14 protein-coding genes are annotated in these 13001 nt (G+C 58.6%); 5 read left to right on the top strand and 9 right to left on the bottom strand.

The genetic code is table 11. From position 1 onward, the window contains the following. Window positions 1–18 precede the first annotated feature (18 nt). From ACW55A_RS19885 to ACW55A_RS19905, 5 genes are all read right to left on the bottom strand, one after another. The gene (locus ACW55A_RS19885) at window positions 19–1554 is read right to left on the bottom strand and encodes a sensor domain-containing diguanylate cyclase (RefSeq protein ID WP_498811548.1); all 1536 of its coding nucleotides are present in this window, start codon (window positions 1552–1554) and stop codon (window positions 19–21) included. A gap of 108 nt (window positions 1555–1662) precedes the next feature. Next, entirely contained in the window at window positions 1663–2988 is a 1326-nt protein-coding gene (locus tag ACW55A_RS19890; RefSeq protein ID WP_498811547.1) for a DUF2254 domain-containing protein, read from the bottom strand. A 60-nt stretch (window positions 2989–3048) separates the two neighbouring features. Next, entirely contained in the window at window positions 3049–3297 is a 249-nt protein-coding gene (locus ACW55A_RS19895; RefSeq protein WP_498811546.1) for a hypothetical protein, read from the bottom strand. A 119-nt stretch (window positions 3298–3416) separates the two neighbouring features. Then, complete coding sequence (gene hopI1 / locus ACW55A_RS19900) at window positions 3417–4430, bottom strand: type III secretion system effector HopI1 (RefSeq protein ID WP_455809253.1); 1014 nt, start codon at window positions 4428–4430, stop codon at window positions 3417–3419. A gap of 122 nt (window positions 4431–4552) precedes the next feature. Beyond that, window positions 4553–4936, bottom strand: a complete 384-nt coding sequence (locus tag ACW55A_RS19905) for a RidA family protein (RefSeq protein ID WP_455809254.1) — start codon at window positions 4934–4936, stop codon at window positions 4553–4555. 188 nt (window positions 4937–5124) lie between these two features. Here ACW55A_RS19905 and ACW55A_RS19910 point away from each other — a divergent pair, with 188 nt between their 5' ends. Both ACW55A_RS19910 and ACW55A_RS19915 read left to right on the top strand, forming a co-directional pair. Next, a complete protein-coding gene (locus tag ACW55A_RS19910; protein WP_032609179.1) occupies window positions 5125–5799 on the top strand; it encodes a tRNA (adenine(22)-N(1))-methyltransferase in 675 nt (224 codons plus the stop codon). A gap of 340 nt (window positions 5800–6139) precedes the next feature. After that, on the top strand, window positions 6140–6679 hold the full coding sequence (locus ACW55A_RS19915) for a DsbA family protein (protein ID WP_003368767.1): 540 nt from the start codon (window positions 6140–6142) through the stop codon (window positions 6677–6679). A 9-nt stretch (window positions 6680–6688) separates the two neighbouring features. Here ACW55A_RS19915 and ACW55A_RS19920 read toward each other — a convergent pair whose 3' ends face one another. Together ACW55A_RS19920 and ACW55A_RS19925 are read right to left on the bottom strand one after the other, a co-directional pair. Then, on the bottom strand, window positions 6689–7660 hold the full coding sequence (locus ACW55A_RS19920) for an alpha/beta hydrolase (RefSeq protein ID WP_183131710.1): 972 nt from the start codon (window positions 7658–7660) through the stop codon (window positions 6689–6691). Window positions 7661–7735: 75 nt separating this feature from the next. Then, window positions 7736–8662, bottom strand: coding sequence for a Gfo/Idh/MocA family protein (locus ACW55A_RS19925; RefSeq protein WP_455809255.1), 927 nt, complete (start codon window positions 8660–8662; stop codon window positions 7736–7738). A gap of 286 nt (window positions 8663–8948) precedes the next feature. Between ACW55A_RS19925 and pmcY the strand changes: the two genes are divergently transcribed. Then, a complete protein-coding gene (gene pmcY, locus ACW55A_RS19930; RefSeq protein ID WP_003368770.1) occupies window positions 8949–9368 on the top strand; it encodes a periplasmic Zn2+ metallochaperone PmcY in 420 nt (139 codons plus the stop codon). A 25-nt stretch (window positions 9369–9393) separates the two neighbouring features. After that, a complete protein-coding gene (locus ACW55A_RS19935) occupies window positions 9394–10287 on the top strand; it encodes a cation diffusion facilitator family transporter (protein ID WP_498811545.1) in 894 nt (297 codons plus the stop codon). A 6-nt stretch (window positions 10288–10293) separates the two neighbouring features. Here ACW55A_RS19935 and ACW55A_RS19940 read toward each other — a convergent pair whose 3' ends face one another. Continuing rightward, entirely contained in the window at window positions 10294–11460 is a 1167-nt protein-coding gene (locus ACW55A_RS19940; protein WP_080053375.1) for a DUF6515 family protein, read from the bottom strand. A 393-nt stretch (window positions 11461–11853) separates the two neighbouring features. Between ACW55A_RS19940 and ACW55A_RS19945 the strand changes: the two genes are divergently transcribed. Then, a complete protein-coding gene (locus tag ACW55A_RS19945; RefSeq protein WP_002555305.1) occupies window positions 11854–12333 on the top strand; it encodes an Lrp/AsnC family transcriptional regulator in 480 nt (159 codons plus the stop codon). A gap of 13 nt (window positions 12334–12346) precedes the next feature. On the opposite strand, the gene ACW55A_RS19950 is transcribed toward ACW55A_RS19945, so the two are convergent. Further along, window positions 12347–12979, bottom strand: coding sequence for a pseudouridine synthase (locus ACW55A_RS19950; RefSeq protein WP_498811544.1), 633 nt, complete (start codon window positions 12977–12979; stop codon window positions 12347–12349). Window positions 12980–13001: the final 22 nt, after the last annotated feature.

Below are 13001 nucleotides of genomic sequence, written 5' to 3' on the forward strand. Positions count from 1 at the left end.
GCAGCAAGTCGGCCATAATCAGCATTGGCTTGTGCCTAGAACGGGCTGGCATATGAACTGCTTTCTGGTGGTGTCGGCCATTGCTCGTCCCTCGACGCAGTTGCGACCTTTGGTTTTAGCAGAGTAAAGAAGTAGATCTGCTTCCCTCAGGGCGGCTATATAACCCTCCTTCTCCGGTGCGTTGATCGCCACCACACCTGAACTGATTGTTACATTCCCCACTGGACTGCCGGAGTGCTCTATAAATGAGTTTTCAATGGATAACCTGACTTTTTCGGCAACGCTCAAAGCACCCGCTAAATCTGTTTCAGCTAGCAGGATCACGAACTCCTCACCGCCATACCGTGCCGCTAGATCGCCAGCCCGGTTGATGCAGCTTCCGATGATCCCGGCTACCTGGCGCAGGCAGTCGTCCCCCCGCAGATGGCCGTAGCAGTCGTTGTATTGTTTGAACCAGTCGATATCCAACAAAATGATCGCGATGACCGAGTTATTTCGAGACGCTCGTCCCCACTCTTTTTGCAACGTAGCGTCGAAGCAACGTCGATTGGCCAAATGCGTCAGACTGTCGGTCTGAGCGATGACCTCAAGCTCGGTTCGGGCGCTGCTCAGCTCACTTTCCGCAGTGATCAAGTGCTGAATTTGCCTGTACAACAAGAGACCTAGCGAAGCCAAAGATAAAGTGATCATAGCCACCAGAGCCATGGATCGATACGCATAGGCCCACCAGGGGGCGAATACATGCTGGCAGGAAACGCCAGCAGCAGCGACGATGGGCAACCCGGAAACCCGCCGATAGGCATAAATCCTTTCCACGCCATCCACTACAGACTTGATCACAGCGGTACCGCTATCGCTGTATGGCAGGTAACTGGTGAAAAGATCCCCTTTGGCCACATTGGTTGTCATAAGTGCCGTCATTGTCGGTCGCCGAGCCAGCAAGTCGCCATTGTTCAGCGCGAGAAAAATAACGCCCTTGTCGTCCACATCCATGCGCTTGAAGAATGATTGGAAATAGGCAACGGGCACAGTCGCTAATGCCACACCTGCAAACGTACCGTCGGCAGCATTGATGCGTCGACTGATAGGGATAACCATCTCCCCCGTAATGCGACTCTCGACAATGGAACCGACGTGGATGGACTCATCGGCGTTATCGCGGTGATACGCGAAGTACGCGCGGTCGCTGTTGTTTTTCACCTGTATACCTTGGGAAAAGGAGTTGGCGACCCAGTTGCCTTGGGCATCGTAGATGAAAAGCCCCTGGATGCCGTCCACATTCACCACATCCTGGGCCATCAGTTTCGCCAGTCGAGCTTGCTGAGCCCCCTCTAAACCGTCGCGCTCCACGCGCTCCACGAGATCACGCAGCGTATTATCAGCTTGTCGTACCGTATCCCGAGCTTGCTGCTCGGCGGCAAGAACGATGTTTGAAACCGCAATTTTGGCTGTAGCTACGCGCTCACGCTTGGACTGATTCATCTGCCAGGCTGTAGCCAAAATCAACGAGAGACACACTAGAGCAATGAAGCCAAGCAGTGCTTTGGTGAGCATGGAAGGCGCGAGTCTGGTGGAGGTAAGGTAAAAAGGCTTCATAGAGGGCGTCATCAAATTGGCTTTTGAGCGCTCTATGCAGCTTTCGTACCTTAGTAGTGAGGCTGGTTAGTTAAACAGCAACTTGTCTGCCAGTGCCCTTAGTTGGCACTTTTCCTCGTTCAAAGCCAAGGCGCTGTCTGATCTTCTCAAAAGGATATTCGCGTGCCTCACGCAAACGGCTTTGAACAAAGCGGGATCGATCTGAGCCAGGCTGATCAGGGCTTTCATCAGGCGCAGATCCACTTCGATGATTGCTGCGCCATCTCTGGCTATCGGCGCAAAGAAGTCATCGAATAAGTCGTCCACATTCAAACCATGCAGAAAAACCTGGCCGCAGCTTTTTTCATGCTCAGGGGCAACTGGCTGTGGCTTACACCACGTAGTCAAGCTACGTACGCCTCGCCCGATGACATCAATGGCCGTGCCGGGGTCATTCACTGCGGGAGACAGCGCGCGGGATGCTATTTCCGACAGCACTGAAAGTCCAAAGCGGGGATCGTGTTCGAAGGTTCTCCAGGTGCCTATTGTCAGCGTAGCGAGCACCTTCTCCGACGGCTCGCCAGTGATCTCGACAGACTCTTTGGCCAGCGGTACGAGATAGGCCAGCGGCCTCCCCAGGTGGACGAAACTACCGGGGAGAATATCCACGAATATTTTGAGATTTCCGGCCTCAGCTACCTCGCTCAGTGCCTGAACATCGATATGCTGTACATATCCAGTCGATTCACTGGTAACGATCTGAGAGCCGATAGGCACAGTCCACCCCTTTGGGAAAGCGACTCCGCCCAGGTATGGCCACCGTACTCTATGATCGATTGCATCAATGGCCGCTTTCTCCACCAGATCAATCGTCTCGCCCATTCGCCCCAACTTTGAAAGGTGATCAATCCAGCGCAGAAGCGTGTAAACGATGAGGATGACCACCACTATGGTCGCTGCGAACAGGAGTACGCGTCCTTGGGCGCCATAGACTCCAGTGCTCAAAGCGATGATGCCTACCAGGCTAAATAGAAATGAGCCGATGAACGTCGCGAGCGCGTTTTGTGTTGTCGTGTCCTCCATTACCAACGTCGTCGCACGCGGTGTTACGCCACTGCTGGCCGCGCCGTACGCTGTCACCATAGTGCTTAGCGAAAAGGTGGTCACTGCAAGCATGCTGGAGGCAATGATGCTCAGAATCTTGTCAACGGCATCTGCACCTATACGGGCCGACAGAGAGAATGGAATCGAGTCCTTGAGCAAGATTGATATCAAGGCGGTCGCTACGCCCAGCAGTGAAAACAAGGTAGCTCTGAGCCAAAGCTTCTTTGTAAGTTGCACCAGCATCCAATGCCATCGAGCGATCATAGCCTTACCTTTTTGGACAACTGATTCGGAAGCAAACGGAATCATCCTCCGACTACCTAGACTGATTGAGTTCGTTCACCAACAGAAGGTTCAGCGCATAGGCGTCTACCCCAACGTTTCGCCGACCTTCTCGCCCAGTTCACTGGCCAACCGCTCGGCAGCCGATCTCGCGGCCAGGCGCCGAGGTTCCAGCATCAGAATGGTCTGTCCGGCCAGCCAGGTTTCCTCAAGCAGCGCAAGCGGCACGCGCGTGATCTTGCCCGCGCCGGGAGGGGCTTCGAGTATGGCTTCATGGCGCGTGGTCAGGGCCTGGCGCAGGGCTGGCAGGACGGCATCGACGGGTAACGAAATCATGGGGGCTCCCGGAGAGATGCAGGGAGTATACCGGGGTGGGGTTGGGGAATCAGGCGGCGTATTTTAGCTGAACGGCAGTCGCCAGAAACACTGCCGCCAGCACGCCTCACGCCGAAAACTCAGGTCTTGAACTCGTTACCGTTCTCATCAATAAGGCCATTGTCGTATTTCTTGCGCAATTCTGGATCGGACAAAATCCTGAACGCATTTGAAATCACTTTGAAACGCTCAGTCGCCTCAGCCTCGTTACCGAGGTTCTTATCAGGATGATTCTTCAGCGAGGCTTTCTTGTAAGCCTTTTTGACTGCGGAGAGGTCCGCCGTCATGTCCGAGAGGCCCAGGTGCTCGTACAACTGCTTGACGGGTGGCTTGGCGGGGGCGGAATTGTCCACCTTCGCGGACGCGCCAGCAGCGGGTGTTTTGTGGGGCCGCTCTGTTGACGGCCGCTGAGCGCCTGAATTGGGCTGGGCTTTCGGCGGTGGTGGCGGCGCGCTGTTGGCCTGGGGGCGAGCGCTTGGAGGCGTTTGCGGGCGCGCTTGCTGTTGAGTGCTTTCAGGTCTCCAGGAGGGTCCCGGTGTGGGTCGTCGCACACGATCGGTGTTCTGCTGATGAATCTCGTTGATCACCTGGTCAGCGATGTCGTTCATCAGTTTGTTCAGCTTCAAGTTGCTGGAGAAGAATGCGTAGTTCGCCTCACTGTTGTGCTTGCCATACTCAGGTTCGGGCTTGACCATCGCGTCGGCCAGCGTCTTGCCCAGAGAGAACAGCAGGTTGCCCTTGCTATCGCTGACGCCCAAAAAGCTCATCACGTTGCGCATCGACTTGTCGCGCTCCCAGACAACGCTGGCCACGTCGAAGGCAGCTCGCGCCAGATTGAATCGGCCTCCGCCTTCGTGGGTCTCGACATGGGTCACCGGTTCCTTGCCGCGCAATGCGTCGAGGATCACCGCGAGGCCTTTCTGCTGACGCTCGTTGAGCCGGCCTGTCTGCTCTAACAATGAGTTGTTGACCTGCAACGCCACTTTGCCAGCGATATGGCTGACGACGTTCATCGCGCGGTCTATCGTTGGCTTTGTCGAATCGCTGAGCGCTACACGCGCCAACGAAGATGCAATGCTGGTGAGGTTGATCATCGGCTTCTCCGGAAACTCATACCGCCTTGGTGGCAAGCAACGAGATCCGGTTCCACGGGATGTCCAACTCTGCACAGGCGCAGAACACTGACGCGAGCATCAGTCAGGTGTGTGCATTACGGTCAGCCCGCTTTGGCCGCCATCGCCGTCACTTCAACCCGCATGCCCTGAACCGCCAACGCAGCCACACCCACTGCCGCGCGCACGGGCCACGGTTTTTTGAAGAAGCGTTTATACACTTCGTTGAAGGCGGCGCGATCGGCCATGTCGGTCAGGTAGATGGTCAGGTGCATGACCCGGTCCATCGAGCTGCCGGCGCGTTCGAGGGCGTCTTTCAGGGCACGCAGGGTGCATTCGCTTTGCTCGGTGATGCCGCCCAGTTCCAGGCTACCGTCGGGATGAGTAGGGATCTGGGTGCTGACCAGCACGCCGTTGAAGTCGGCGACGTCCGACGAGATGGACTCCGGATCTGGATCGGGGGTGAAGGTGATGTCTGCGTTTGCCATGGGATCTCTGCTTTGCAAAGGATGGAAAACGCCAAGCCTACGCGAGCGACAGGTGGGGGTCGAGCCGTGGGTTTTGTCGCGGAAAGTTGAAATGCGCCGCGTTGCTCTACAGAATCGCGCCCGGACCCGGCCATGCTGTCGGACGTTTGGGGTGAAAGGGGTTGCCGTTGAACGAACAGAGATTGTCCATGCGCCTTGAGCGTGTGGCGACGCACGTACCCGCCGGTGCACGGCTGGCTGATATCGGCTCGGATCACGGTTATCTGCCGGTCGCGCTGCTGAACCGTGGCGCCATCTCGGCGGCGGTGGCTGGCGAGGTGGCATTGACGCCGTTCTGCGCAGCCGAGCGCACCGTGCGCGAGAACGATCTGGAGGATCAGGTCAGCGTGCGCCTGGCCGATGGTCTGGCGGCGATCGAAGCGCAGGACGCGATCACGGCGATCAGTCTCTGCGGCATGGGCGGCGAGACGATTCGAGACATCCTTGAAGCGGGCAAGGCGCGCCTGAGCGGTCAGGAACGCTTGATCCTGCAACCCAACGGCGGCGAGCAACCGTTGCGTGTCTGGCTGATGGAGCATGACTACCGCATCGTCAGCGAAGAGGTGCTGCGGGAAAACCGTTTCGACTACGAAATCATCGTCGCCGAACGCACAGGCCCCGTTAAGTACACGGCTGAGGAGCTGTATTTCGGCCCGCTACAGATGCAGGCGCGCAGCCCGGCGTTTCTGCTCAAGTGGCAGCGTTTATTGGGCAAAAAACAGAAAACGCTGAACAACTTCGAAAGAGCACAGAAAGGCGTGAGCGAAGAAAAAGGGCAGGAGGTTGCGCAGCAGATTCGCTGGATTAGCGCATTGCTGGCCTGAAAATCGAACTCATGTCCGAACCTGCTCTCAAACCCGCATGAGCCGCAGTTCAGGCTTTTATGGCGCCTCAAGCTGGTGGTGTCAAAGTTGCAATGTGTGACGCGGAGCGTCACGAACTGCATTCCCACGCGGAGCGTGAGGAACGAGAGGTGTGCGGGAGATTACTTCTCGTGACCATGCGCGGCGCAGGGCAATCAGCCCGGCGCGCCTGTTTGTCTCGCGCCAATGCTCTGCGTGAGGAGCGAGAGGTGTCCGGGAGAATGCTTCTCGTGACCATGCCCGGCGCGGGCAACCGGCCCGGCGCGTTTTCTGTACAACCATCGACGGGAGCAACACGACCATGTATTCAGACGTACTTTCCTGGGGCCACGGACCTCGTCTGTTCGAAGTCTTCCTTGAGCCAACCTGCCCCTTTTCGGTCAAGGCCTTCTTCAAGCTCGATGAGCTGCTGGCTCAGGCCGGAGAAGACAGGATCACGGTCAAAATCCGCTTGCAATCGCAGCCCTGGCACATGTTTTCGGGTGTCATCGTGCGCTGCATTCTGGCGGCTGCGACCCTTGAAGGCGGCAAGCAAAGCGCCAAGGCGGTCATGACGGCGGTTGCGTCGCACCGTGAAGAATTCGAGTTCGAACACCACGCCACCGGCCCGAACATGGACGCGACGCCCAACGACATCATCGCGCGCATCGAGCGTTACAGCGGCCTGGCGCTGGCGGAGGCATTCGCCAATCCCGAGCTTGAACAGGCCGTGAAATGGCACGCCAAATACGCTCGCCAGAACGGCATACATGTTTCGCCGACCTTCATGATCGACGGTCTTGTGCAGCCGGGCTTGAGCAGTGGCGACCCCGTGTCGAAGTGGGTCGCAGAATTGGGTTGAGCGGCGGGCTCAACCCAGCGCACCGATCCGCTCATTGATCCATTCACGGCTGCGCGCCAGCGCCTTGCGCGCCAACGTGGTCGGGAAATGGATGAAGCCGTGCGGCGACTCGGGCATGAGGTGCATTTCGACCTCTGCCGAGTTGGCCCAGCGCTCGGCCATTTGCAGTGTGTCATCCAGCAGCGGGTCGATCTCTCCGACGAACATCAGTGCGGGCGGAAGGCCGGTCAAATCGCCATACAGCGGTGACAGTGGCGGCTCGCGGCGTTTATCGTCGCTTCGGTCGGGGGTAAGCGCGCGCATGGCGCCGACCATGCCCGGACCGTCCAGCACCAGCGTATCCGGCCCTGCGGTACGCACGCTCTTGGTGCCCGTCAGGTCGTAAACGCCGTAGTACAGCACCGTCCCCACTATCCGCTCGAGCAGATCAGGTCGGCTTTTCAATTTCAGAAGCGTGGCTGCGGCAAGATGTCCGCCAGCGGATTCGCCGACCACGATAACCGGCAGGCCGGCAAACTCCTCGCAGTCTTTGCCCAACAGCCAGCAGGCGGCAGAAAAACAATCCTCCATCAGGCCCTCGATGGGGGTTGTTACAGCAAGTCGGTAATCAACCGAAACAATGGCTACGTCGCAGGCGTTGACCATGCCGACGTTGAGATCATCGTTCATCTGGGCATTACCGATCACCCATCCGCCGCCGTGGATGTCGAACACCACGCCCTTGGGTTTACCTTTGGGGCGGATGATGCGCACGGGCACCGGTACGTTATCCGAACTGACCGTTCTTTTCTCGATGCGCAGGTCATGGCCTCCCGGTTTCAGGGCGCTGCCGATCTGAGCTGCACGCAACAGCGCCTGAATCAGCCGGGGCGTGACGCGATTGCGAATCTGGAAACGCGGCATCCGCGCGAGGGTTTTATTAAACCGTCGTACTTCTACCAATTCCTGCTCACTGGAAGGCCAAGGCTGTTTTGTGTCCACTTTCTGCTCTCTTGTCAGGCTGACGTATGCAGGGGCGCGCAACGCGGTTTGCCCCCACCTGTACCTGAGAGGCTTTTAGTCGTAGAACGGTTCAACGGATGCCCGACTGCCCACGAAAAAACTGTCCGCGACCAGCCGCAACGGTTGCAGGTCCAAGTCACTGGCTTTATCGCCGATCAACTGTTGGAAGTGGCGATACACCGCTGCGTACTCGCCCTCTTCTGAAACAGCCTGACGCACGCCATCGATACTCAACACTGCACCGCCGTTGTCCAGGCGCAACGTCCCCTCAGCGCAGCGAATCTCGATGCTCCAAAGCTCGTCGTGACCATGATCGAAATCGAACTCGGCGCGGATATCGAGATGGCGCATGTCGGACATTTTGATGGACGCAGCGATAGGCGACTGGCAATTGCTCGGCACGCGCAGTTCGGCAGACTCGACGAACAATGACAGTGGCAGCAGGTGGGTCACGATCGACAGGGCATTGATGCCCGGATCGAACACGCCCAGGCCACCGGGCTGCCAGATCCACGCCTGACCGGGGTGCCATTTGCGCACGTCTTCTTTCCAGTCGATCTGCACGCTGTGCAGGGTGCGGGTGGACAACCACTCACGCGCCGCTTCGATACCCTGCGCGTAACGCGAATGCCAGGCAAACAGACCGCTGACGCCCTGCTCTTGCACTTGGGCCACCAACGCCATCGCCTCACCCAGGGTCGCGCACGGCGGTTTCTCGACCAACACATGTTTGCCGGCCGCCAACGCTTCCTGCACCAGAGCAAAGCGACCTTGCGGGGGCGTACAGAACGCAATCGCGTCAACCTGCAGCCCGCTCGCAAGCAGTTCGCCCAGGGATTTGAAATTCTCTACCCCGGCGCACGGCTGGCCTTGCGTGGCCACGGCCACCAGCTCAAACGCGGGGTTGGCGTGGATCGCCGGGACGTGTTGATCCTGCGCAATCTTGCCGTAGCCCACCAGACCGAGACGAATCGGTTGCATACATGACTCCTGAGTTTTTGTAGTTATCGTGCGGCACAGTAAACCAGATGTTAATCGTGGTCGGTAAGGGGCATCGGCGCGGGAGCTGTTTCCCTGGTCAATCTCACCTTCGATAATCTTCAGCGCCCGTTCAGGGCCTTCGTGAGCAAGCTCACTCCCACCACTGCGATGGCTCCGCATCCCATGTGGTTTAACTTAACGGCCGCAGAACCACCCCATCACTCAATAGTCTTAGCCTTGCAGTCATTGCCTTGTATAGTTGCCCTCTTCATCTCAGGAGCTTTCCATGCGCATTCCTTCTCGCTTGATCGGTGGCGTTCTGGTCGCCACGTTGCTGACTCAGATTTCGGCCTGCGGCAGTATTTTCTATCCTGATCGTCGTGGTCAGATCGATGGCAAGGTTGACCCGGCCATTGCGGCGCTGGATGCTTTCGCGCTGCTGTTCTATATCATTCCAGGGGTGATTGCGTTTGCGGTGGACTTCGCCACTGGTGCGATCTATTACGGGCCTGGCGAGCATGCGCAGATCGATCCGCAAAAGCTGCAAAAAGCGCTCAAGGCTGACGGCAGTGTCGACAACACCAAGCTGCAAGCCATCATTGAAACCGAGCTGGGCCGTTCCCTGCCGTTGAACGATCCACGCCTGATCCAGCACAAAGGCAGTGTCGAACAACTGGCAGCACTGGGTCTGGTCCCGGCTGCCTGATATCAATTCCGTTCAAGGAAGCGTCATGAGCACCACTGCCGAACATTCCCGACTGCTGCGTCTCGCGACACGGGCTTCGCTGGCAGTTGCCACGACGCTGATCCTGGCCAAGGGCGTTGCCTGGTGGCTGAGCGGTTCGGTGAGTCTGCTGGCCGGTCTTACCGACTCGCTGCTCGATGGCGCCGCCTCGTTCCTCAACCTGCTGGCGGTGCATTACGCACTTAGGCCTGCAGATGACGATCATCGCTATGGCCACGGCAAGGCGGAAGCGCTGTCGGGCATGGCGCAGGCGTTGTTCATCACCGTCAGTGGTGTGCTGATTGCCGTTCAGGCGGTCGAGCGCATCCAGAATCCCGAACCGCTGGGCGCGCCGCTGCTGGGCATGGTCGTGATGGTGGTTTCCATCGCGCTGACGATCGCACTGCTCACCCTGCAATACCGGGTGATCAAGGCGACCGGCTCGGCAGCGATCCGCGCCGATTCGCTGCACTACCGTTCAGACCTGCTGCTTAACGCCAGCATTTTGGTGGCGCTGACGTTGGCGTATTTCGGCTGGCAACAGCTGGACGCGTATTTTGGGCTGGGCATCGCGCTGTATATCTTGTGGAGCGCCTTTCAAATCGCCCGCGAAACGATATCGGTGTTGATGGATGCGGAGTTGCCGGCCGATGTCAGCACTCAAATGCTGGCACTGGCGTGCGATGTGCCGGGCGTGCTCGGGGCGCATGATCTGCGTACACGAATCTCCGGTAATCACTGGTTTGTGCAATTGCACCTTGAGCTACCGGGCACCCTGACGCTGTCGGTCGCCCACGCCATTTGTGATCAGGTGGCCGACGCCATTTACAAGCAATTCCCGAAGGCCGAAGTGCTGGTGCACGCCGACCCTCAGGAAGTCGTCAAGCAGGCCAGTGCCTGACCGGCATCAGTTGACGCTGTAACCTCGCCCCGCCAGGCACGCGCCCATCGAGCGACGATACAGATCGACCATGTCAGGCGATGGCTGGCCGGTGACATTGGCCGGGTCGAAACCGCTTTGCTCCGCAGCCCAGCGGTAGCACTGGTATTTATCCAGCTCGACCTGCTGCGGGCTCTGCCCGTTGGTAGGGTAGGCCACCGGATCATAGCCATTGCCCTGTTGTTCGGCCGGCGGAGCCTGATACACGGCTTCGTTCTGCGGCGGATTGACCACCACATAGTCCTGACTGTCCGGCTGGTAGGCGTAATAAGTGCCGGCAGCCAGAAACAGCAGGCTGCTGCCGATCCATACTTCCTGAGAGTAGGACGGTAGTCTGCTGACACGCACGCCGTAGGGCGGTGTCACCACGACATACCGCGGGCCTTGCGGGCGATACCAGTAGCCACCCGAGTAGTAATAGTCCTGCCCACGATAGGGAATACGCGAGTAGCCACCCGGTACGCGATCTATCGCATAGCCAGGCCGGTATTGCGGGCCGGGGCCCCAGCCATTGCCACGCCCATCGGGGCGTCCTTCCCAGTGATCATTAGGGCGACCGTTACCGGCCTGCCAGTTGCGATTGTTGCCGCGTGGAATGTCCTGGTAATAGCCCTGACGCGGCGGCTGGGTTTGCCACGCCTCTTTCGGGCCGCTCTGAATCGGCAGGTTGTCCTGAGCCTGGCGCAACTGCTGACGCTGCTGGTTTTGCTGCTGCTGAATCTGGCGCTGCTGATCGCGCTGTTGCTGCTCGATCTGCTGTTGCTGCTGGCGCTCGACGTTGCGCTGCTGAAGCTGCTGTTGCTGGATCTGCTGCTGTTGCTGACGCTCGACCTGACGCTGCTGGTTCTGCTGTTCCTGAATCTGGCGTTGCTGATTGGTCTGCTGCTGGTTGATCAGTTGTTGCTGCTGACGCTCGACCTGGCGCTGCTGGTTTTGCTGCTGTTGGATCTGCCGCTGCTGATTGTTCTGCTCTTGAGCACGCTGTTGCTGCTGCTGACGCTGCTGCGCGTTTTCACCGGGGCTGCCGTAAAGCGGATTGCGCGGCGGTTCATCACGTTCGTCGGCCAGCGCCTGAGCACCAATGCTCAGACACAACAGACTTACACCCGCAAACTGCCAGATGCCAGATTTCATGCTTTCCTCACTAGAGCGCGGGTTGACGTCATTAAGACTGTTTAAGCGTAGCGCCGTTCTGCGCACTTTATCAGCAGACAAAGAAAAGGGGACCAAATGGCCCCCTTGAGATACTTCGTCCTGGCGCAGCGCTTTTGACGCTGGCTCACCTCATGCCGTCTTCTGGACAGTATGTAGCCCGGGGGCCTGACACACCCTGTTGGGTGGGAGGCCGCGACTGGCCTGATTCGGCGGGTCGCGCTGGACGCTGTGTCCGGGCAGTGATTCTGTTTAAAAGAATAGGCCTGAGGCTGAGGCAGAAGATTGCTAATATTGCGGATTAAAACATTACTTGCGCAATTTTTGACTTCAGATGAATAATCCAGCGCAATTGAATTGATAATGGGGTGCATCGTGAGCAAGCTCGACAGATACGACCTGAGCATTTTGGCTGAATTGCAACGGGACGCACGGATATCCAACCAGGAATTGGCCGAACGCATTGGTCTGTCGCCGTCGCCCTGCTCGCGCCGGGTCAAGCAACTGGAAGACGACGGTTACATCGTGCGCCAGGTTGCCCTGCTGGACCGCAAGAAACTGGGCCTGAACCTGACCGCCTACGTGCTGATCGGCATGGACCGGCACACACCCGAGCGCTTCGAGAACTTCGAGCAGCAGATCCGCAACCTGCCTCAGGTACTGGAATGCAGCCTGGTGACCGGCATGGACGCGGACTATCAACTGAAGGTGGTGGTGCCGGACATGGATCACTATCAGAAGCTGCTGCTGGGCCATCTGACCCGCATCGAAGGCGTGACCAGCGTCAAGTCGAGCTTTGTCCTCAATCAAGTGCTGGCCAGCACCGAAATGCCGCTGACTCACCTGCGCAACTGAGCCAGCACCGGTATCACAGTTTTGCGGCGACTTCCCTGTACTGGCCCTGATCCAGGCCCTCCAGCGTCCAGTCGCCAATCCTGACCCGCACCAGCCGCAGGGTCGGCAAGCCGACGGCAGCGGTCATACGCCGCACCTGCCGATTGCGCCCTTCCTTGATAACCAGCTCCAGCCAGCTTGTCGGCACACTCTTGCGAAAGCGCACGGGCGGGTTGCGCGGCCAGAGTTGCGGTTCATCGAGCTGCCGCGCTTCGGCGGGCAAGGTCGACCCGTCATTGAGCTGCACACCGTCGCGTAACTGCTGCAACTGCTCATCGCTCGGCTCGCCTTCGACCTGCACCCAGTAGGTCTTGGCCAGCTTGTGCTTGGGATCGGCAATGCGCGCCTGCAACTGGCCGTCGTTGGTCAATAGCAGCAAACCTTCGCTGTCGCGATCCAGACGCCCGGCCGGATAGATGCCGGGGATCTTGATGAAGTCCTTGAGCGTGGCGCGCCCTTCCTCATCGCTGAACTGGGTCAGCACGTCGAAAGGCTTGTTGAACAGGATCAGCCTGGGCTCGGCCGGTGGCGCTTTGGCGACACGCCGGGCAGTGCCTGTCGGTGTGGAGGCAGGACGGCGGGAAACGGGGCGTTGGGTGCGGGACATGAGAATTCGGCAATCGGAAAAC

The sequence above is a fragment of the Plantibacter cousiniae (nom. nud.) genome (assembly GCF_977070315.1).

Coding starts and splice junctions, on each gene's coding strand:
- ACW55A_RS19915 (WP_003368767.1), top strand. CDS start 6,140: ATGTATTCAGACGTACTTTCCTGGGGCCACGGACCTCGTCTGTTCGAA.
- ACW55A_RS19925 (WP_455809255.1), bottom strand. CDS start 8,662: ATGCAACCGATTCGTCTCGGTCTGGTGGGCTACGGCAAGATTGCGCAG.
- ACW55A_RS19890 (WP_498811547.1), bottom strand. CDS start 2,988: ATGATTCCGTTTGCTTCCGAATCAGTTGTCCAAAAAGGTAAGGCTATG.
- pmcY (WP_003368770.1), top strand. CDS start 8,949: ATGCGCATTCCTTCTCGCTTGATCGGTGGCGTTCTGGTCGCCACGTTG.
- ACW55A_RS19895 (WP_498811546.1), bottom strand. CDS start 3,297: ATGATTTCGTTACCCGTCGATGCCGTCCTGCCAGCCCTGCGCCAGGCC.
- ACW55A_RS19910 (WP_032609179.1), top strand. CDS start 5,125: ATGCGCCTTGAGCGTGTGGCGACGCACGTACCCGCCGGTGCACGGCTG.
- ACW55A_RS19905 (WP_455809254.1), bottom strand. CDS start 4,936: ATGGCAAACGCAGACATCACCTTCACCCCCGATCCAGATCCGGAGTCC.
- ACW55A_RS19935 (WP_498811545.1), top strand. CDS start 9,394: ATGAGCACCACTGCCGAACATTCCCGACTGCTGCGTCTCGCGACACGG.
- hopI1 (WP_455809253.1), bottom strand. CDS start 4,430: ATGATCAACCTCACCAGCATTGCATCTTCGTTGGCGCGTGTAGCGCTC.
- ACW55A_RS19940 (WP_080053375.1), bottom strand. CDS start 11,460: ATGAAATCTGGCATCTGGCAGTTTGCGGGTGTAAGTCTGTTGTGTCTG.
- ACW55A_RS19950 (WP_498811544.1), bottom strand. CDS start 12,979: ATGTCCCGCACCCAACGCCCCGTTTCCCGCCGTCCTGCCTCCACACCG.
- ACW55A_RS19885 (WP_498811548.1), bottom strand. CDS start 1,554: ATGCTCACCAAAGCACTGCTTGGCTTCATTGCTCTAGTGTGTCTCTCG.